We start from the raw sequence: 19,252 nt of genomic DNA on the forward strand, positions 1-19,252 counted from the left end.
GGTTACCACCCAACGAATCGGAAAATCGATACTGGAAAAACTCTAAAGTGGTGGCCAGTTTTTGTTGACCACTTCAAGTAGCGACATGACCATCTTCACCGATATTCAGAGCAGAACCACCGGTCAGGGAGATGGAGTCAGAAACCAGTCGGGAATCCGCTACATTGACCTGAGAGCCGCTGTTGATGCTCAGCGTATCAATCAGAGAGGCTTTGGTAGTATCCCACTCAGAACCGCCGTTCAGCGTTACGTTGAACAGACCGCTTTGATAAACTTCGTTGCCAACAACGTGACCGTCTTCATCATAAGCGGTACCGTCAGTGTTAATGCCATAGGTGGAAGATGGCCACAGGCTATTGGCTGCAATGTCGATCAGTGTTGCCGTCGCATCAGTACCCGCAGCTACGCTGTCATATACACCATCACCATCGGTATCAACCTGATGTACAGACATTGCCGCACCGACCCATTTGCTACCATTATTCAGGGTAACATCCATGCGGTCAGTACCATCCCAGCCATTGGTGTCGAGATCGGCATCGGTATCACGATAGGAATCAGCACCGTTCGGGAAGAAGTTTTCGTCGAAGTTGCTGGAGAACACAACATCGCCCATCAGAGTAGAATTGCTGAGATTGACCGTCGTCTGCATCGCATTGTCTGCATACGGATTCGCAATTGCGGCAATCGCAACGTCATCAGCAGTCAGAGTATTGCTATAGTCACTTGCGTTATTGGTATTGCCGAACCAGCCTGAAGTTCCTTCATCTGACCAGGAACCTGACGTCACGGTAGAATCAGTCACAGTGATAGTATTGTTGAACACTTCGCCGCTGTTTACGCCAGTACTAACGGTGTTGTCGTCAATATCTTCCCACTCATAGCCCTGAGCCAGCGTGATGCCCGCGACATGTGAGTTATTGGTAATCGCCAGATCGACTTCCTGATCCAGGGTGATGGCGGTCCCCATGTTATAAACGTCTACAACGTGAGTATCGGCAGTGCCATCAGTGTTTGTGCCATTATAAGTATAATGTTCGTAATTATCGTCGATCGTTGAATTATCAACGGTCAACGCCAGACGATCATAAACATAACCCGTATCACGACCACCTGCACAATCGCTCGTCATGCACTCTGAAGTAATCATTCCGTGCACGGTGCTGTTTTTGATTGTCAGACTATTACTATTGGTATTCGTCGAAAGACCATCATCCAGATAGTAGGTGGAGATTACGCCGTTAACGGTCGCGTTATTGACTACCGGGTAGATATCTCCGTTGTAAAGGCTATCGGTCGCGTAGTTGTTCCAGCCGACGTAACCATCATAATAAACGCCGTCAGCATAAGTTGCGTCGTTATAGTGCGTAAACGTTGTGTAAGTAGTACCAGAAATATCAGTGGAAGCATTTGCCTGAGAGGCGATTGCCAAAGTGCAAGCCAATGCTAATTGTGAGACTACAAGTTTCTTTTTCCAGGAGTGCATTTGTCATCCCTCCTCAGGGACGTAATATCGTTGGTCCGTCAATTATCAATGCGTAAAAAAACAGTGTATTTCGCAAGGACGATTATGCGGTACCCGCACTAAAAGGTTCAATTATTCTTTCCCGGCAGTCCGAAATCGGACAATAAACAGAACACTGCAACCATCTAATAAGAACCTCAAAAACATCATTAAAAATTAGTGCGTTATATAGAATTTAAAAGAAAGATCCATACAAATCATCAATAATAAAAACAAGTAAAAACAAAACAGCGAATAAATAATTAGCCATCATTCAAATAATAACAAAATAAAATAAATTGATATTTTAAATATGCAAAAAACAACGATTTCACCCGCCAATATAAATATTTAGCCAGCCATAACAAAATATTGTTCAACTATTTATTTAATAAATCGTGAAAGCAAAAGCATAAGGCCAACTTTCGTAAAACACTCGCACGCAGCTTCAGGTATACTACGGCCTTCGATTCCACAAACATCAGGCATACCATGACAGACTTAATCCAACGCCCTCGCCGCCTGCGCAAATCCGCTGCGCTTCGCGCTATGTTTGAAGAGACAACACTCAGCTTAAATGACCTGGTGTTGCCGATCTTTGTTGAAGAAGAACTCGACGACTATAAAGCAATTGAAGCGATGCCCGGCGTCATGCGCATTCCAGAGAAGCATCTCGCGCGCGAAATTGAGCGCATTGCCAACGCGGGCATTCGTTCCGTCATGACCTTTGGCATTTCGCACCATACCGATGACACCGGCAGCGATGCCTGGAAGGAAGATGGTCTGGTGGCACGTATGTCACGTATCTGCAAACAAACGGTGCCGGAAATGATTGTCATGTCTGACACCTGTTTCTGCGAATACACATCACACGGTCATTGTGGCGTACTGTGCGAACACGGTGTGGATAATGACACAACGCTGACCAATCTGGGTAAGCAAGCGGTCGTGGCAGCAGCAGCAGGCGCTGACTTTATCGCCCCTTCCGCAGCAATGGACGGTCAGGTGCAGGCAATCCGCCAGGCGCTCGATGCCGCAGGCTTTACCGACACCGCCATCATGTCCTATTCCACCAAATTCGCCTCCTCTTTCTATGGCCCATTCCGCGAAGCGGCAGGCACGGCGCTGAAAGGCGATCGTAAAACCTACCAGATGAACCCGATGAACCGTCGTGAGGCGATCCGCGAATCACTGCTCGACGAAGCGCAGGGCGCTGACTGCCTGATGGTGAAACCGGCTGGCGCATATCTGGATATTTTGCGTGATATCCGTGAACGCACCGAACTGCCGATCGGTGCTTATCAAGTGAGTGGCGAATACGCGATGATCAAATTCGCCGCCATGGCTGGCGCGATTGATGAAGAGAAAGTGGTGTTGGAAAGCTTAGGGTCGATCAAACGCGCGGGCGCGGATCTGATCTTCAGCTACTTTGCGCTGGATCTGGCTGAGAAAAAAATCCTGCGTTAAGTTAACACCGTGAGTTTAATACCGGGATATCCGGGGCGACCACCGGATATGGCGTCCCTCCGGGAACCCAATCCCGGTGTTTCCCCTTATTCATTGGCTTAAGCGTTACGTTATTTACCTGATGGCGGCTTCGCTATCTCCGGCCTACAAAAATGGAGATCCGGTAAGCGAAGCGCCATTAACCAATTTTCAGCCAGCACGGAAGTAAGGTTTATCGCCCAGAATGGTCGCCCGGTGCATTATGCGCCGCTGCGGCAGGTAATCGGCGTTGGCGTAATGCTGCGTCACCCGATTATCCCAGATCGCCACGTCATCAGGCTGCCAGCGCCAGCGCACCTGGAACTCAGGTTTTGTGATGTGTGCAAACAGGAATCCGAGTAGCGCTTCACTCTCTTTTTCCGTCACATCGACAATCCGCGTGGTAAAACCTTCATTCACAAACAGCGCCTGCTTACCGCTCACCGGATGGGTACGCACGACCGGATGCTGCAATGGCGGGTGCTTTGCCACCGCCTCCAGCCAACGCTGATGATCTTCTTCGCTTTTGCGGTATTTATATTCCTGAAACGATTTACGGAAATCATGCTCCGCGTGAAGGCCGCTCAACAGCTGGCGAAAAGGCGCTGAAAGCGCCTCAAACGCCGCAATCCCGCTGGTCCATAGCGTATCGCCGCCGGTTGACGGCAGCTCTTTGGCTGCCAGAATCGCCCCGGCAGGCGGCGTTTCAATAAACGTCACATCGGTGTGCCAGTTGTCGTTGTCTGGCGGATTGTCGTTATGGGTATCCAGCACGATAATCTCATCGACCCCTTCGGCATGCGGGTAGACCGGATGAATATGCAGCTCGCCGAAACGCAGCGCCAGCGCGCGCTGTTGCTGAGGCGTGATGGCCTGCTCGCGCAGGAACACCACCTGATGGCGCAGCACCGCGTGATACAGCTGTTCAAACTGGTTATCGCTCAGCGGGCGGGCTAAATCCGCACCGGAAACCTGCGCGCCAATGTACGGCCCCAGCGGGGTAATGCTCAGACGTTCACTCATTGTACTTCTCCATGCCAGGGTGTCAGGCGTCGCTGGAGCACACGCAGACCCAGTTCTAAAAGAAAGGCAATCACCGCAATGACTGCGATACCCACCAGCACCACGTCGGTCGCCAGAAACTCCCCCGCCGACTGCACCATAAAACCTAAACCTCGCGTTGCCGCAATCAGCTCTGCCGCCACCAGCGTCGACCAGCCAACGCCCAGTCCGATACGTAATCCTGTGAGGATTTCCGGTAACGCACCGGGCAGAATCACAAACCACAGCACCTGCATACGGCTGGCGCCCAGCGACCTTGCCGCGCGAAGGCGAACCTGCTGCGCGCTTTTTACTCCCGCCATCGCCGACATCGCGACAGGCGCGAAAATAGCCAGATAGATCAGCAGGATCTTGGAAGTCTCGCCAATGCCAAACCAGATAACCATCAGCGGCAGATAGGCGAGCGGCGGCACCGGGCGATAAAGTTCGATTATGGGATCAAGAATGCCGCGTACCGTTGGGCTTAATCCCATCGCGATCCCAACCGGAATACCGATAACCACCGCCGCCAGCAGCGCCAGCACAATGCGAGTCAAACTGGCCGCCAGATGTTGCCACAGAGTGGCATCCATAAAGCCCTGTGGCCCGGCAATCGCGATCAGTTTCTGCAATACCTGCTCCGGCGGTGGCAGAAACAACGGGCTTACCAACTGCAATACCGCCACCGTCCACCACACGGCGAGGATAACCGCCAGCGTGGCGAGACTTAACGTTATCTGTCGCGAGAATGGCCAGCGCCATTTCAACGTCCGCTGACGCGGCTTATCACCGATCACCACACTCATGAAAAGGCCTCCCGTTGCTCAAAGACGCGGCTTAACACATATTCGCGGGTCTCAATAAACTGCGGATCGGACTTAATGCTGCGACTCGGCTCGCCCGCAACAAAACGGCGGGCAAAGTTCAGCGGCAGGCGTTCCAGCACCCGACCAGGCCCTGGGGACAACAGCACCAGTTCGGTGGCCATAAATACCGCCTCTTCAATATCATGCGTAATCAGCAGTACCTTTTTGCCCGTCTCATGCCAGAGCGTCAGCAGCAGGGTTTGCATCTGCTCGCGGGTAAAAGCATCCAGCGCGCCGAAAGGTTCGTCCAGCAACAAAAGCTGCGGATTCGCCGCCAGCGCGCGAGCAATCCCCACCCGCTGGCGCTGCCCGCCGGAAAGCTGCCAGATAAAACGTTTTCCCGCCCCTTCCAGCCCGACCTTTTTCAGCATCTCCTGCGCTACCTGCTGACGTTGCGCTTTCTCTACGCCCGCCAGTTGCAGACCAAATCCAACGTTATCCTGCACGTTACGCCAGGGGAGCAGACCTTCGTGCTGAAAGACCACGCCGCGCTCTGCGCCTGGGCCGTCCACCGGCTTACCCTCCAGCAGGATGCTGCCGCGCTGATACGGCACAAATCCGGCAATCAGGTTCAGTAGTGTGGTTTTTCCACAGCCCGACGGCCCCAGCACCACCAGCAGTTCGCCGCTGTCGAGCGTCAGACTGATATCGTCCAGCGCCGGTTTACCGCCGTAATCCGCAAAGAGATGAGAAATTTGCAGCATCAGCGCCTCCTTTATTGCACGAAGCGGTCGGTGACGTACTGGCTGTAATCTGTCGCCACGGCGGGCACTTTGCCCTGCTCTTTGAGGAACTGTGCGGTGTCGATAATCGCTTTGTTTACCGGTCCGGTGAGTTCAGCCGTCTGCTGTTGCGGCGTCAGATAGGTGTTGCCTTTCACCAGTCCCGGCACGTCGGCTTCGGGTACGCCGCTTAGGCGCGACAGTTTGCTGATGTTTTCCGGCTGTTTCAGCCATTCATCAGGATTCGCGAGATAGGGTTGCTGGGCATCGATGGCGCTTTTGGCGAACGCTTTCACCACCTCCGGATGCTTCTCGGCAAAGTCTTTACGGACTACCCAGACATCCAGCGTCGGCGCGCCCCACTCGCCCACTTTTTCGGAGTCGGTCAGCACCTTACCGTCTTTTTCCAGCGCGTTCACCGCAGGTGCCCAGACGTAGGCGCCGTCGATATCCCCGCGCTGCCAGGCGGCAATAATCGCAGGCGGTTGCAGGTTCACAATCTCCACCTGGCCGGGCTTAATCCCCCAGTGCTTTAAGGCCGCCAGCAAACTGTAATGGGTGGTCGAAATAAAGGGAACGGCGATCCGTTTGCCGATCAGATCTTCGGGCTTGCTGATGTTTTTCTTCACCACCAGTGCTTCAGAATTACCGAGTTTTGACGCGAGCAAAAAGACTTCAATTGGCACCTGCTGACTGGCGGCTACCGCCAATGGACTGGAACCCAGATTGCCGATCTGCACATCGCCGGAGGCCAGCGCCCGCACAATGCTCGCGCCGCTATCGAACTTGCGCCAGTCAACGGTGGCCCCGCTCTCTTTGGCGAACGTGTTGTCTGCCTGCGCCACTTTCGCCGGTTCCGCAGACGTCTGATACGCGACGGTGACGTTAACCGCCTGCGCCTGAAAAGCGATGAATGCCAGTGCGGCAATGACGGTGCTACGCGATGTTAAAGCCATATTGTCTGCTCCCCCTGTTTTGTTATGGAGGCAGTATTTCGTGGCGGCTGAGTTTGATAAAGGAATTAAAAATTCTGGCTAAGAACAAAGCGTTTTTAGAAATAAAACGGCAAAGGTTAGCGATTTTGCGCAGTAACACGCGACACGCCTGGCACCAATGGCGGATGGCGGCGCAAGTGCCTTACCCGGCCTACAGGCTACAGGCGCGCCAGACAAAACATTGCGATTTTGTTACATTCATTACATAACTACGTCCCGATGATTGCCAGCACAGTGCTGACAGGCATCATAGGGTCATAATTTGGCAAGAGAAGATTATTATGATTCGTGTTGTGCTGGTGGATGACCACGTGGTGGTTCGTTCCGGCTTTGCGCAATTATTAGGCCTCGAAGACGATCTCGAGGTCACCGGTCAATACAGCAGCGCTGCCGAGGCATGGCCTTCTCTGATAAGGCATGACGTAAACGTCGCCGTACTGGATATCGCCATGCCGGATGAAAATGGCCTGAGTCTGTTGAAGCGACTGCGTGCGCAAAAACCCGACTTCCGCGCCATTGTCCTCAGCATCTATGATACGCCAGCCTTTGTGCAGAGCGCGCTGGATGCCGGAGCCAGCGGCTATCTGACCAAACGCTGTGGACCCGAAGAGCTGGTGCAGGCAGTACGTTCCGTCGGCATGGGCGGTCATTATCTGTGCGCCGACGCGTTGCGGGCGTTACGCGGTGGTAACCAACAGCCGCAGGTGCTGGATGTCCTCACCCCACGAGAACGCGAAGTGTTTGATCTCCTTGTGAAAGGTGACAGCGTAAAGGAGATCGCCTTCCGACTCGATCTGAGCCATAAAACGGTTCACGTGCATCGCGCGAATGTGCTGGGCAAACTACAGTGCCACAGCACTATCGAGCTGGTGCATTTCGCGCTCGACCATCAGTTGCTGACGGGGCATTAAATGTCACGCAGCGTTCGTCACTGGGTGATCTCACTGTTCATTGTGTTGGCCTGGGGAACGGGCTGGTTGATGCTCTGGACGCTTGGATTTTATCTGACCCATAACGGTCAGCAGGCGGCGCTGTTTTTGCCGCACGGCGTCTATCTTGCGCTGCTGATCCTGCTGTCGCGCCGCTACTGGCCCGCTTTGGTACTGCCGCCCATTCTGATACTGCTCTGGCTACACAACGAGCAGTTACTGAATGGGTATATTCTGCTGGCCGCACCGCTCATTAGTCTGATCCCCGCCAGCATTACTCAGACTTTCTGGCACCGGTTTCCCCTTTACTGGCAACGGCTAACGCTGCTGCTGGCGGCGGTTACCGCGACCTCATTACTTAACACCGCCCTGCTTTCACCGTTTATGAAAATCCCGGCGATGCTGCCCGGCCTCGCCTCGTTTACCGGGGGCGTGCTGCTGACGCCGTTCGTTTATCTGATCTTCGAATTTTTGCGCCAGCAGCACCGCTATCATCTGCTGGGGCTGGATACGAGTAACCCTCCGCTGCGCACGTCGCTCATCATCTGGTGCAGCCTGTTCTTTATTATCGGTATCGGCACTCAAATGGTGCTATCGCCAGAAATTGAACGCCTGCTGCTGATTGTTGTGTTTTTGCCCAATGTGGTCATGGCGTGGAAGTTTGGCTGGCAGGGCGGCGTGCTCTCCGGCCTGTTAGGAAGCATGATGATCACCATTGCCCGTCAGGTCGGCGTGGGGTTCAGTAATCTCATTGAGCTGGAGATCTTCCTGGCGACTCAGGCGCTGCTCGGCATTGGTCTGGGAATTGCCATCAGCCGCCAACAGCATCTGGCGCAAAACCTGCACCACTATCGTCAACGCCTTGAGGCCGAATTAGCAGCCCGACGGGCATTGACTGAAAAACTGATCCATACCGAGGAAGACACGCGAAAAAACCTGGCGCGCGAACTGCACGACGAAATCGGCCAAAACATCACCGCCATTCAGATCCAGTCACAGCTGGTAAAACGGGCGCGCGATCCGGAGCAAACGCTGGCTGCCGCCGCTCAAATAAACGATCTTGCCCGACGTATTCATCACTCGACACGCCAGTTGTTACGCCAGTTACGTCCGCCCGCCCTCGATGAGCTGTCGTTTAAAGAGGCGTTGCATCATCTGGTCAACGAATTTGCCTTTGCTGAGCGCGGCATTACCTGCCGCTTTGATTACCAGATAGCGCAACCGCCAGAGAGTGAAACGGTGCAATTCACCCTCTACCGCCTGTTACAAGAGCTACTGAATAACGTCTGTAAACATGCCGGTGCCAGCGAGATATCCATCGTGTTGCGCGAGCACAACGCACTCTTGCATCTGGAAGTGAAAGATAACGGCGTGGGTATCATCTCAACAAAAATCCCCGGATTCGGTATTCAGGGAATGCGCGAGCGCGTGAATGCGCTTGGTGGAGAATTGACGCTGGAATCGCAGCACGGCACGCGAGTAATTGTTAACTTGCCCACAGTTTTGCAACAAACCCCGTATTAACCAGGAAAAAGTCTTAGTCACTGCGGACTTTCTCTCATCCCCTTTGGTTTTCACTTTCCTATAGTCAGCGCAAACGGAGACACCATGCACGCACGCCCAGCAACTGAAACAGACCAACAATACCGGACTCTACGTCCCCGGTTGCTGATGTGCATGGTCATCGGGTATGCCGCGTTTTATCTGACGCGTAAAAGCGTGAACTACATACTCCCGGCGCTGCAAACGGATCTTGGACTGGATAAAGGCGATATCGGCCTGTTGGGGTCGCTGTTTTACCTGACCTACGGCCTGTCGAAATTCACCGCCGGGCTATGGCACGACAGCCACGGGCAGCGCTGGTTTATGGGGGTAGGACTGTTCGCCACCGGACTGTTGAACGTGGTATTCGCCTTTGGCGAGTCACTGACGTTGCTGCTGGCGGTCTGGACGCTAAACGGATTTTTTCAGGGCTGGGGATGGCCGCCCTGCGCCCGCTTGCTCACCCACTGGTATTCGCGCAACGAACGCGGTTTCTGGTGGGGCTGCTGGAATATGTCGATCAACATTGGCGGGGCCATTATCCCGCTCATTAGCGCCTTCGCCGCCCATTCATGGGGCTGGCAGGCGGCGATGCTGACACCGGGGATCATCAGCATGGCATTAGGCATTTGGTTGACGCTGCAACTGAAAGGTACGCCCCTGGAAGAGGGATTACCAACGGTAGGTGAATGGCGACATGACCCGCTGGAACTCCGCCAGCAGCAGCAAAGCCCACCGATGGGGTTAGGGCAAATGTTACGCACCACAATGCTGAAGAACCCGATGATCTGGCTGCTCGGCGTCTCTTACGTGCTGGTCTATCTGATTCGTATTGCGCTCAATGACTGGGGCAACATCTGGCTGACGGAAAGCCACGGCGTCAATCTGCTCAGCGCCAACGCGACGGTGATGCTGTTTGAAGTCGGCGGGTTGCTTGGCGCACTGTTCGCCGGATGGGGCTCAGATTTGCTGTTCAGCGGCCAGCGGGCACCGATGATTTTGCTGTTCACGCTGGGGCTGATGGTCTCCGTCGCCGCGCTCTGGCTGGCTCCAGTGCATCACTACGCACTGCTGGCGGTCTGCTTCTTTACGGTGGGCTTCTTTGTCTTTGGCCCGCAAATGTTGATTGGCCTCGCGGCTGTCGAATGCGGACACAAAGCCGCAGCAGGCTCCATCACCGGTTTTCTCGGCCTGTTCGCCTATCTGGGTGCCGCGTTGGCTGGCTGGCCTCTGTCGCAGGTGATTGAACACTATGGCTGGTCCGGGATGTTCAGTTTGCTCTCGGTCGCCGCCGTATTTATGGGTTTATTGCTGATGCCGCTATTGATGGCGGGTATTACAACCTCTCCCGGTCAAAGGATAAAACAATGAAAAAAACGCTGGTCACTACCCTGATTGCTTCCGGCATTGCGCTGGCAACCTTAAGCGGTGCAGCACAGGCCAAGGGTCGCCTGGTGGTTTACTGCAGCGCCACCAACGAAATGTGTGAAGCGGAAACCAAAGCCTTCGGCGATAAATATGACGTGAAAACGTCGTTCATCCGCAACGGTTCTGGCAGCACGCTGGCGAAGGTCGATGCCGAGAAGAAAAACCCGCAGGCCGATGTCTGGTACGGCGGCACGCTTGATCCGCAGTCTCAGGCCGGTGAAATGGATCTTCTACAGCCTTACAAATCGCCAAATCTGGAGCAGGTAATGGAGAAATTCCGCGACCCGGCGAAAGTGAAAGGCAACTACTCTTCTGCGGTCTACGTCGGTATTCTCGGCTTTGGTGTGAACACCCAGCGTCTGAAAGAGAAAAATCTGCCGGTGCCGAAGTGCTGGAAAGATCTGACCAAACCTGAATACAAAGGTGAAATTCAGATTGCCGACCCGCAAAGCTCCGGCACCGCTTACACCGCGCTGGCGACCTTCGCCCAACTGTGGGGCGAAGACCAGGCCTTTGATTACCTGAAACAACTGAACGCCAACGTCTCTCAGTACACCAAATCCGGGATTGCCCCGGCGCGTAACGCTGCTCGCGGCGAAACCGCCATCGGCATCGGCTTCCTGCACGACTATTCGCTGGAAAAAGAACAGGGCGCGCCGCTGGAACTGATCTCACCGTGCGAAGGTACTGGCTATGAAATTGGCGGCGTCAGCATCCTGAAGGGCGCACGTAACCTCGACAACGCCAAACTGTTCGTCGACTGGGTGCTGTCGAAAGACGCACAGGAACTGGCGTGGAAGAAAGGCAAGTCCTATCAGATCCTGACCAACACCACCGCTGAAACCTCACCGAACTCGCTGAAGCTCGATGACCTGAAACTGATCAACTACGACATGGATAAATACGGCTCTACAGATGTACGTAAGGCATTGATCAATAAATGGGTCAGCGAAGTGAAGATGGGTAAATAAGCATCACGATGACTTTCTCCAGGTAAGGTTACGTAGGCCGGATTAGGCAACGCCGCCATCCGGCAATTATCGTCACCCTGAATGCCGGATGGCGCTTACGCTTATCCGGCCTACGTCAGGATTGAGCACCGGAAAACGTATGTCACACACACTTGCACTCCATCCCGTGAAAAAACGGGATGCGATATTCCTTTGGGTTTTGCTGGGCTGGCTGGCGTTTGCCCTGCTGCCAAGCTGGAGCCTCGATTACGGCCTGCTGGAATCCACGGGCGATGAAATTCTTGAGTCCTACGGCTGGTCGCAGTTCAATATCAGCTGGTTATGGTATCTGCTGCCGAGTCTGCTGCTGGTACGCCCGTTCCAGGAGGCGAAACGCGAACAGCGTAGCCGCCATTACCTTGACGCGGGCTGGGCGCTACTGTGCATGGCGTTTATCGTCATCAGCGCCACCATTGAAGGGCGCGGTTTAGGATATGCGACTATCGTGCTGTTTGTCGCGCTGGGCGCGATCATGACGCTGGCGCTGACCCGCCTCGAATGGCTGGGCGGCGACCGTTTTGTGATCGGTTCACTGGTCGCCATCGTGGCATTAATCGGCGTCTTTATCGTCTGGCCGAGCATCGCCATTTTTATCCCGATGTTCACCAACGACGCAGGCGAATTCGCCCCGCTGGCGTTTATGACCGTGCTGTCGCAGGCGCATATTATTCAGGTGATCCTCAACTCCATCGCCCTGTCGATTGCGGTGGGCGTAGGGTGTACCTTCTTCGGGCTGGTGCTGGCGATCTACACCACCCGCATCGCCAAACGCAGCGCCATTATCGGGCGCATCTTCTCCATTTTGCCGATCGTCACCCCACCGTTTGTGGTCGGGTTGGGCGTCACGCTGATGATGGGCCGCTCCGGCTACATCACCGAATTGATGGTGGCGTGGTTCGGCTTAACCAATACCAACTGGCTGTACGGTTTTACCGGTATCTGGCTGGCACAGGTGCTGGCATTCACCCCGATGGCGTTTATGATCCTCGACGGAGCAATCAAAACCATTCACCCATCACTGGAAGAGGCCTCCTATACCCTGCGCGCCAGCCGCTGGCAGACCTTTAACGGCGTGTTTGTTCCACTGCTTAAACCGGCGCTGGCGAACGCCTTCTTAATTGTTATCGTGCAGTCGCTGGCTGACTTCAGTAACCCGCTGGTGCTCGGCGGTAACTTCGATGTACTGGCGACGCAAATCTATTTCTATATCACCGGTTCACAGCTGGATTATCAGGCTGCCAGCACCCTCGGCGCGTTCCTGCTGCTGTTCTCACTGCTGGTGTTCTGCATCCAGTACATGTGGATCGGCAAACGTTCTTACGTCACCGTTTCCGGTAAGTCCTACCGTGGCGACGTGCAGCCGCTGCCGGTCACCCTGGTCTGGAGCGTAATCGCCATTCTGGCGGTGTGGATAGCCTTTAACGCCCTGCTCTATGGCAGCATTTTCTACGGCAGTTTCACCGTCAACTGGGGCGTGGACTACACCCTGACGCTGGATAACTTCATCAAGCTGTTCGGCCAGGGGATGAGCGACGGGGCATGGCCTTCACTGCTTGATACCCTGCTCTACGCCGGCATCGCCGCGCCGATCACCGCCGCCTTCGGTTTGCTGATCGCCTGGGTGGTGGTACGCCAGCAGTTCAAAGGTAAAAAGACCATCGAATTCACCACCATGCTGTGCTTTGCCGTACCGGGTACCGTGGCGGGCGTCTCGTATATTCTCGCCTTTAACAGCGCCCCGGTTTACCTCACCGGAACGGCAGCGATAGTGATTATCTCAATGGTGATGCGTAACGTGCCGGTCGGCATCCGTGCCGGGATCGCTGGCCTCGGTCAAATCGATAAATCGCTCGATGAAGCCTCCCTCAGCCTGCGCGCCGGGAGCTTACGCACCATTACGCACATCCTGCTGCCGCTGCTACGCCCGGCGATCCTTTCGGCGCTGATCTACAGCTTCGTACGCGCCATTACCACCGTCAGCGCCATTGTCTTTCTCGTCACGCCAGATACCCGCGTGGCAACGGCCTACATTCTGAACCGCGTGGAAGATGGCGAATACGGGGTGGCGATCGCCTACGGCTCGATTCTGATCGTGGTGATGCTGGCGATTATTTTCCTCTTTGACTGGCTGATCGGGGAAGCACGAATCTCCCGTTCAAAAGCCAAAAACCAGGCGTAATGGAGCGCACTATGAGTCAGAAAAATTTTGTTGAACTGCGCAACGTCACCAAACGTTTCGGTAACAACACGGTTATCGACAATATCAATCTCACTATTCCGCAGGGGCAAATGGTGACGCTGCTCGGTCCCTCCGGCTGCGGCAAAACCACCATTCTGCGTCTGGTCGCCGGGCTGGAGAAACCGAGCGAAGGGCAGATTTTTATTGATGGCGAAGACGTCACGCATCGCTCTATTCAGCAGCGCGATATCTGCATGGTGTTTCAGTCTTATGCCCTGTTTCCGCATATGTCGCTGGGCGAAAACGTCGGCTATGGTCTGAAGATGCTCGGCGTATCACGCAGCGAAGTAAAAGCGCGCGTCAAAGAGGCGCTGGCGATGGTGGATCTGGAAGGATTCGAAGACCGCTATGTTGATCAGATCTCCGGCGGTCAGCAGCAGCGCGTAGCGCTGGCGCGCGCGTTGATCCTCAAACCCAAAGTGCTGCTGTTTGATGAACCCCTGAGTAACCTCGACGCCAACCTGCGCCGCAGCATGCGCGATAAAATCCGCGAGCTGCAAAAGCAGTTTGATATCACCTCGCTGTATGTGACCCACGATCAGAGCGAGGCCTTCGCGGTGTCCGATACCGTGCTGGTGATGAACAAAGGGCATATCATGCAGATCGGCTCGCCACAGGATCTCTATCGCCAACCTGCGTCGCGCTTTATGGCGAGCTTTATGGGCGACGCCAACCTGTTCCCGGCCACCTTCAGTCAGGAGTTTGTTGATATCTACGGTTATCGCCTGCCGAGGGCGCTGCATTTTGCCAGCCAGGGAGAAGGCACAGTCGGCGTACGTCCGGAAGCGATTACCTTAAGCGATCGCGGCGAAGAGTGTCAGCGCTGTGTGATTCAGCATGTAGCCTATATGGGACCGCAGTATGAGGTGACAGTAGAGTGGCACGGGCAGGAGATCTTATTGCAGGTTAACGCGACTCGCCTGCAACCGGACGTCGGCGAGCACTACTACCTCGAAATCCACCCGTACGGGATGTTTGTACTGGCAGATGCGGCGTGATGTTTTCGCAGGCCTGATAAATTTGTAGGCCTGATAAGCGAAGCGCCATCAGGCAATCAATGCCAGATGGCGGCTAACGCCTTACCGGGCCTAACGTCAGCTTCGCGCTTTTATAGCGGCAATATCCTCTGGCGTGGTGCGACAACACCCGCCAATCAACCGCGCCCCCGCCGCCAACCACTGCGGCAGATAATCCGCCAGCCGCGCGTTGCATTCGCCGTGCTGATGCCAGCTTTTACTCACCGGATCGTAATGCTCGCCCGAGTTCGGGTAGACCACCAGCGGCAGCGACGTCAGTCCCTGCAAATGCTGCAAGGCGGCGGTGGTATTTTCCAGCGCAATGCAGTTGACGCCAATCGCCACCACCTGTGGGAAATGGCTGAGGAACGCGACCACCTCGCGCAGCGGTGTGCCGTCGCTTAAATGCTCGCTGTCGCGCAGGGTGAAAGAGAACCACGCACGGGCGCGCGGCCAGGCGTTCAACAGTTCTGCCAGTGCTTTGATCTCGACAAAATTCGGCATCGTTTCGCAGGCCAGCAGATCGGCGCCCGCATCCAGCAACGCTTCCACACGTGGACGGTGGAACGCCTGAAATTCTTCGCGGCTACGCAGGTAGTCGCCACGGTATTCAGAACCGTCAGCAAGAAACGCACCGTAGGGTCCCACGGAGCCCGCCACCAGCAGCGTGCCCGCCTGCGGGTTTTCAGCCAGATACGCTTCCCGCGCTTTACGCGCCAGTTCAACGCTCTTTCCGATAAGTGCTTTTGATTGCGTCTCATCGAAACCGCGCGCCGCTAAACCTGCGGATGTGGCCTGATAGCTGGCGGTAATGGCGCACTGCGCGCCCGCGCGGTAATAGTCCAGGTGAACCTCGCGGATCACTTCCGGGTTTTCCACTAACACTTTGGCGGACCAGAGCCTGTCCGCTAACGTACAGCCACGCGCTTCCAGTTCCGTTGCCAGCGCCCCATCCAGCAACAAGAAATCTTGCTTTTCGAGGATGGCGTTCAACGGATTATGCTGCGACATGTTGTGGCTCCTGTAGGAATTTTCGACGTTAATAAACAGAAAATCACCCTATCACAACGACGCAAACGGTAACCTGTACCATCGCCCATTTTTAACGCTCGCTCAAACCGGTCGTTGATGCCACACCTTAAGGGCTGGCGCTTGTCAGAGGGTAAGACGTAATGATTAGAAACAAAAAGGTGCGCAGCAGACTGCTCTGTCATCGTTATCGTCGGGTGCCCCTCGCAGTGGTAGAGGAAAGTGAAGCTACGGCAACGGCAGTTGGCAAGCGGCACGGAAAACCGGTGGTATTGAAGATTGATGCACGCTTAATGCACGAGAAAGGGATCAAATTTTATCAGGCCGATAATGGCGTCTGGTTGACCAAAACGGTGCCGGTAAGTTTTATTTTCCGGGAGGGATAAGCGGTGCCGAAATTCTGCTTATCTGAGCCACAGAATTTCGGCACGGGTCAGTCCGAATGATTTCAGATCTTGAGCATTTTTACCGTGGCCTCGATGTCTATCTCATCTTCCGAGAAGATTAACGTCGTGCCCTGGAAGGTGGTGATTGCCAGTTTTTTCACCGAGCGCATCTCGCCAGGCTTCGCGTCTGTTTTAGGTCTGATATTGCTCATCAGGATCCCCACCGACAGCACCGCGTTTTCTTTATCAATGCCGGTATCGACAGGGACTTCTTCGCTGTACACCAGGAAAGACTTGATCGAGGTGAGCTTAAGGCGCTCGCCCGCAATGTAGATGTATTTGCTTTCCGGGACGACTTTCACCGCATAGGCTGACAAGCCCTTGTTGTTGGTGGTCGGTTCGAAGGTCACCGCCGCATCTTTCTTAATAAGCTCCGGATTGGCGACCTTAATCACATGAAAATAACGGTTATCACCGTTTTCATCTTTGATAAATCCAAAGCCTTTATCTTTAAACCACGTTGTGATTGTTCCGTTCATCGCCATTACCGCCTGATTAATCGTTTATCTACTCAGTTTTGCTGCGCGCAGTGTAAAGCACAACGCCTGCACAGACTATGCCTTTGGCTTAAGTCTGGACTACCTTTATTTACCACATCAAATCATCGGGTACTTTAAAGTCAGCATACGGATCTTCTTCATCCTGCTCTTCTGCACTCAGCGCGCTGTGTAACACAATACTGCTCGCATCTCGCTGGGCGATCTTGTCGGCTACGCTCGCGGGGATAATCGCGTATTCGCTCTCGCTACTGTTATCTACAACCAAACGCGCAATCGCGAGACGACCGTTGATCAGCTGAGTCTGAGTCAGCTTATCCACCATGATTTTTTTGATTAAATTATTGTCGGTGAAGTTAAAACCAATATCGCCTCTTGAAATGGTGATTCGGTTCATTTCAATCAGCTGCTTCACCTGCGCTTTATACTCTTTCGATAAAACAGCCTGTTTTTGTTGTTCGCTGAGCTGTTTATCACGCTCAAGTTGCGCTTTTTTATTCTCTTCCACGGCCTCTCTTGCCTCACGAGCCTGAACGCGTGATTTTTTAGCCGTTCTCTGGACTTTGGCCATTTTTTTGCTGGTCACTAATCCAGCTTTAAGCATCTGCTCTTGTAAGGTGAGTTTCGTCATCTTCGTATCTAAACCGGTTGAATATTTATGGGGATTATACCTGTATTTTTTGAGGCTGTACCTGTTTGCCACATCCTGGCGTGGCGTGAGCCGACGTGTTTATTGATTTCAGGAATGCGCCGGGCGATTACGCTGAAACCGACGGGTCGATTGGCCCAATCTCATCGTGACTTGCCCATTTGCCCACATTCATCTTCTGGACAACACTCTACGATGGCATCACTGACTCACCACGTGGAGTAAACATCATGAATATCACCCAAATCCGTAATGCCACGCAGCTCATCACCTTTGGCCACAAAACGTTTCTGGTAGACCCGATGCTGGCCCCGCAAGGCGCATACCCAGGGTTTGCCGGAACGGCGCGCGCGGAGATCCGAAATCCCACGGTGGAACTCCCGTGCAATATTGACACGCTGTTGAAAGCCGACGCCCTGATCGTCACCCACCTGCATGAAGATCACTGGGATGAGGCCGCGGCCCGCACGATACCCAAGGACAAACCTGTCTACGTGCAAAATGCCCGGGATGCGCAAACGTTGCGGGATCAGGGCTTCACCCGGCTTACCGTTTTGTCGGATAACACCGTGTTGGGCGATATCACCCTGCGTAAAACCGGCGGTCAGCACGGTTCGGATCGCGCTTACGCCATTCCACAAATGGCGGAACGTTTAGGGGAGGCTTGCGGGGTGATTTTCCAGCATCCGGAGGAGAAAACGCTGTATCTGGTCGGCGATACAATCTGGCGCGACGAGGTGGAAACCGCGATGTCGACCTTCCAGCCTGATGTGGTGGTCGTGAATGCAGGGTTTGCGCACGTTCTCGGTTTCGGCCCGATCATTATGGGCGCGGAAGACGTACTAAAAACCCACTTCGCACTGCCGCAGGCACAGATTATGGCCACCCATATGGAAGCCATAAACCACTGCCTACTCACCCGTGACGCGCTCAGGCAGTATGCCCGGGATAACAAAATTGCAGAATTCGTGAACGTGCCGGAAGATGGTGAAACGCTCACATTTTAATGGCGCAAAACCTTCCAGGGTGTGGCGTGAGCGAACGCTTAACCTCGTTTTTTCGCCAGCCAGATGGTGTGCCCCGTGCAGTGGGGATCTTCCATCATCATATCCACAACCTCAAAACCGTTTGCTGACAGGAGTGCGCGGTACTCTTGTGGGGCAAGACTGGCATGGAACAACGGTTCGCCCTCAAACTGCCCCATGGCTACCCCGTTTTCGGGGCCGCTGGTAAACATTAACGCACTGCCAGGATGACTGAGCTGCGCAAAAATCGGGAACATCTTTTGCTGGTCCTGCTGGGTTAAATGGAAAAAGCTGTCCCACGCAATCAGACCGTCAAAAGTGTCATTGAGCGTTAATTCGCGCATATCCTGCTCCAGCCAGCGCTGGTCGGGAAAAGACGCCCTGGCGCGCGCCAGCATCGCCGCAGAGCCATCAACACCGGTAAGCTGAAAACCTTGCTGGATAAGATAGTCAGCAATCGGCTGACCATTTCCACAACCGATATCGAGAATGCTTCCCTTCCCGCCAATGACGGCGATGAATTTATCCAGCCAGCGTTTTTCGAAAAGTGTCCGCGATCGCTGGCTGGCATAGGCATCAGCATGACGCCGGTAGATAGACAGAATGTTCTTTGCCGCAGAGTCACTCACATTTCCCTCACTATTTTATCTTTCACTTTTCTATCAACATATTAAAGATAACAACTATCGCTCAACCCCGGTCAGGTTTCTCCGCTCAAATCCGGCTCACCGTCATTACTGTGAGTCAGTTCACCCACTCTACGTCCCCGGCTTTACAGGTTCTCGCAGCGCACTTTATGTTGATTAAAATTGTGAACGAATAACACATA

General features: G+C 54.2%; 17 protein-coding genes and 1 pseudogene. 9 read left to right on the forward strand and 9 right to left on the reverse strand.

Annotated elements, in window-relative coordinates:
- Positions 1 to 76 precede the first annotated feature (76 nt).
- A pseudogene (locus AC07NP_RS21080) lies at positions 77 to 1,486 on the reverse strand (autotransporter YaiT-related protein); the annotation flags it as partial.
- Between the two features lie 510 nt (positions 1,487 to 1,996).
- On the opposite strand from AC07NP_RS21080, the gene hemB reads away from it, so the two are divergent.
- Entirely contained in the window at positions 1,997 to 2,971 is a 975-nt protein-coding gene (gene hemB / locus AC07NP_RS21085) for a porphobilinogen synthase (RefSeq protein ID WP_192611314.1), read from the forward strand.
- Positions 2,972 to 3,160: 189 nt separating this feature from the next.
- Here hemB and tauD read toward each other — a convergent pair whose 3' ends face one another.
- From tauD to tauA, 4 genes are read right to left on the reverse strand one after another with little or no spacing between them, the layout of a single operon-like run.
- On the reverse strand, positions 3,161 to 4,012 hold the full coding sequence (gene tauD, locus AC07NP_RS21090; RefSeq protein WP_494661618.1) for a taurine dioxygenase: 852 nt from the start codon (positions 4,010 to 4,012) through the stop codon (positions 3,161 to 3,163).
- Complete coding sequence (gene tauC / locus AC07NP_RS21095; protein ID WP_494661619.1) at positions 4,009 to 4,836, reverse strand: taurine ABC transporter permease TauC; 828 nt, start codon at positions 4,834 to 4,836, stop codon at positions 4,009 to 4,011. Before tauC ends, tauD begins: the two co-directional genes overlap by 4 nt.
- A complete protein-coding gene (gene tauB / locus AC07NP_RS21100) occupies positions 4,833 to 5,600 on the reverse strand; it encodes a taurine ABC transporter ATP-binding subunit (RefSeq protein WP_494661620.1) in 768 nt (255 codons plus the stop codon). Before tauB ends, tauC begins: the two co-directional genes overlap by 4 nt.
- 11 nt (positions 5,601 to 5,611) lie before the next feature.
- A complete protein-coding gene (tauA, locus tag AC07NP_RS21105; protein WP_494661621.1) occupies positions 5,612 to 6,574 on the reverse strand; it encodes a taurine ABC transporter substrate-binding protein in 963 nt (320 codons plus the stop codon).
- 320 nt (positions 6,575 to 6,894) lie between these two features.
- On the opposite strand from tauA, the gene AC07NP_RS21110 reads away from it, so the two are divergent.
- The 6 genes from AC07NP_RS21110 (at position 6,895) to fbpC (ending at position 14,759) form a co-directional block, all read left to right on the forward strand.
- A complete protein-coding gene (locus AC07NP_RS21110; RefSeq protein WP_192611309.1) occupies positions 6,895 to 7,524 on the forward strand; it encodes a response regulator transcription factor in 630 nt (209 codons plus the stop codon).
- The gene (locus AC07NP_RS21115; RefSeq protein WP_494661622.1) at positions 7,525 to 9,066 is read left to right on the forward strand and encodes an MASE1 domain-containing sensor histidine kinase; all 1,542 of its coding nucleotides are present in this window, start codon (positions 7,525 to 7,527) and stop codon (positions 9,064 to 9,066) included.
- Between the two features lie 60 nt (positions 9,067 to 9,126).
- The gene (uhpC, locus tag AC07NP_RS21120; protein WP_494661654.1) at positions 9,127 to 10,455 is read left to right on the forward strand and encodes an MFS transporter family glucose-6-phosphate receptor UhpC; all 1,329 of its coding nucleotides are present in this window, start codon (positions 9,127 to 9,129) and stop codon (positions 10,453 to 10,455) included.
- Positions 10,452 to 11,483 carry an ABC transporter substrate-binding protein gene (locus AC07NP_RS21125; RefSeq protein WP_276292644.1) on the forward strand — a complete coding sequence of 344 codons (1,032 nt, stop codon included), beginning with the start codon at positions 10,452 to 10,454 and terminating at the stop codon, positions 11,481 to 11,483. The genes uhpC and AC07NP_RS21125 overlap by 4 nt, the downstream gene beginning before the upstream one ends.
- Positions 11,484 to 11,622: 139 nt before the next feature.
- Positions 11,623 to 13,701: an ABC transporter permease gene (locus AC07NP_RS21130; protein WP_494661623.1), complete on the forward strand. Its 2,079-nt coding sequence runs from the start codon at positions 11,623 to 11,625 to the stop codon at positions 13,699 to 13,701.
- A gap of 11 nt (positions 13,702 to 13,712) precedes the next feature.
- The gene (gene fbpC, locus AC07NP_RS21135; protein ID WP_192611304.1) at positions 13,713 to 14,759 is read left to right on the forward strand and encodes a ferric ABC transporter ATP-binding protein; all 1,047 of its coding nucleotides are present in this window, start codon (positions 13,713 to 13,715) and stop codon (positions 14,757 to 14,759) included.
- Between the two features lie 96 nt (positions 14,760 to 14,855).
- Here fbpC and mmuM read toward each other — a convergent pair whose 3' ends face one another.
- Positions 14,856 to 15,788 carry a homocysteine S-methyltransferase gene (gene mmuM / locus AC07NP_RS21140; RefSeq protein WP_494661624.1) on the reverse strand — a complete coding sequence of 311 codons (933 nt, stop codon included), beginning with the start codon at positions 15,786 to 15,788 and terminating at the stop codon, positions 14,856 to 14,858.
- A 161-nt stretch (positions 15,789 to 15,949) separates the two neighbouring features.
- Here mmuM and AC07NP_RS21145 point away from each other — a divergent pair, with 161 nt between their 5' ends.
- A complete protein-coding gene (locus AC07NP_RS21145; protein ID WP_494661625.1) occupies positions 15,950 to 16,192 on the forward strand; it encodes an RNA 2'-phosphotransferase in 243 nt (80 codons plus the stop codon).
- Positions 16,193 to 16,254: 62 nt separating this feature from the next.
- Here the strand turns inward: AC07NP_RS21145 and AC07NP_RS21150 are convergent, their stop codons facing one another.
- Complete coding sequence (locus AC07NP_RS21150) at positions 16,255 to 16,737, reverse strand: cold-shock protein (RefSeq protein ID WP_203358728.1); 483 nt, start codon at positions 16,735 to 16,737, stop codon at positions 16,255 to 16,257.
- A 103-nt stretch (positions 16,738 to 16,840) separates the two neighbouring features.
- Entirely contained in the window at positions 16,841 to 17,380 is a 540-nt protein-coding gene (locus AC07NP_RS21155) for a DUF2058 domain-containing protein (RefSeq protein ID WP_494661655.1), read from the reverse strand.
- A 248-nt stretch (positions 17,381 to 17,628) separates the two neighbouring features.
- Here AC07NP_RS21155 and AC07NP_RS21160 point away from each other — a divergent pair, with 248 nt between their 5' ends.
- Positions 17,629 to 18,405 (forward strand): MBL fold metallo-hydrolase, encoded by a 777-nt coding sequence (locus AC07NP_RS21160; protein ID WP_494661626.1) that lies wholly within the window; start codon positions 17,629 to 17,631, stop codon positions 18,403 to 18,405.
- Between the two features lie 38 nt (positions 18,406 to 18,443).
- Here AC07NP_RS21160 and AC07NP_RS21165 read toward each other — a convergent pair whose 3' ends face one another.
- Positions 18,444 to 19,052 (reverse strand): class I SAM-dependent DNA methyltransferase, encoded by a 609-nt coding sequence (locus AC07NP_RS21165; protein WP_494661627.1) that lies wholly within the window; start codon positions 19,050 to 19,052, stop codon positions 18,444 to 18,446.
- Positions 19,053 to 19,252 lie beyond the last annotated feature (200 nt).

Source organism: Citrobacter sp. GW821-FHT07H02, assembly GCF_059418505.1.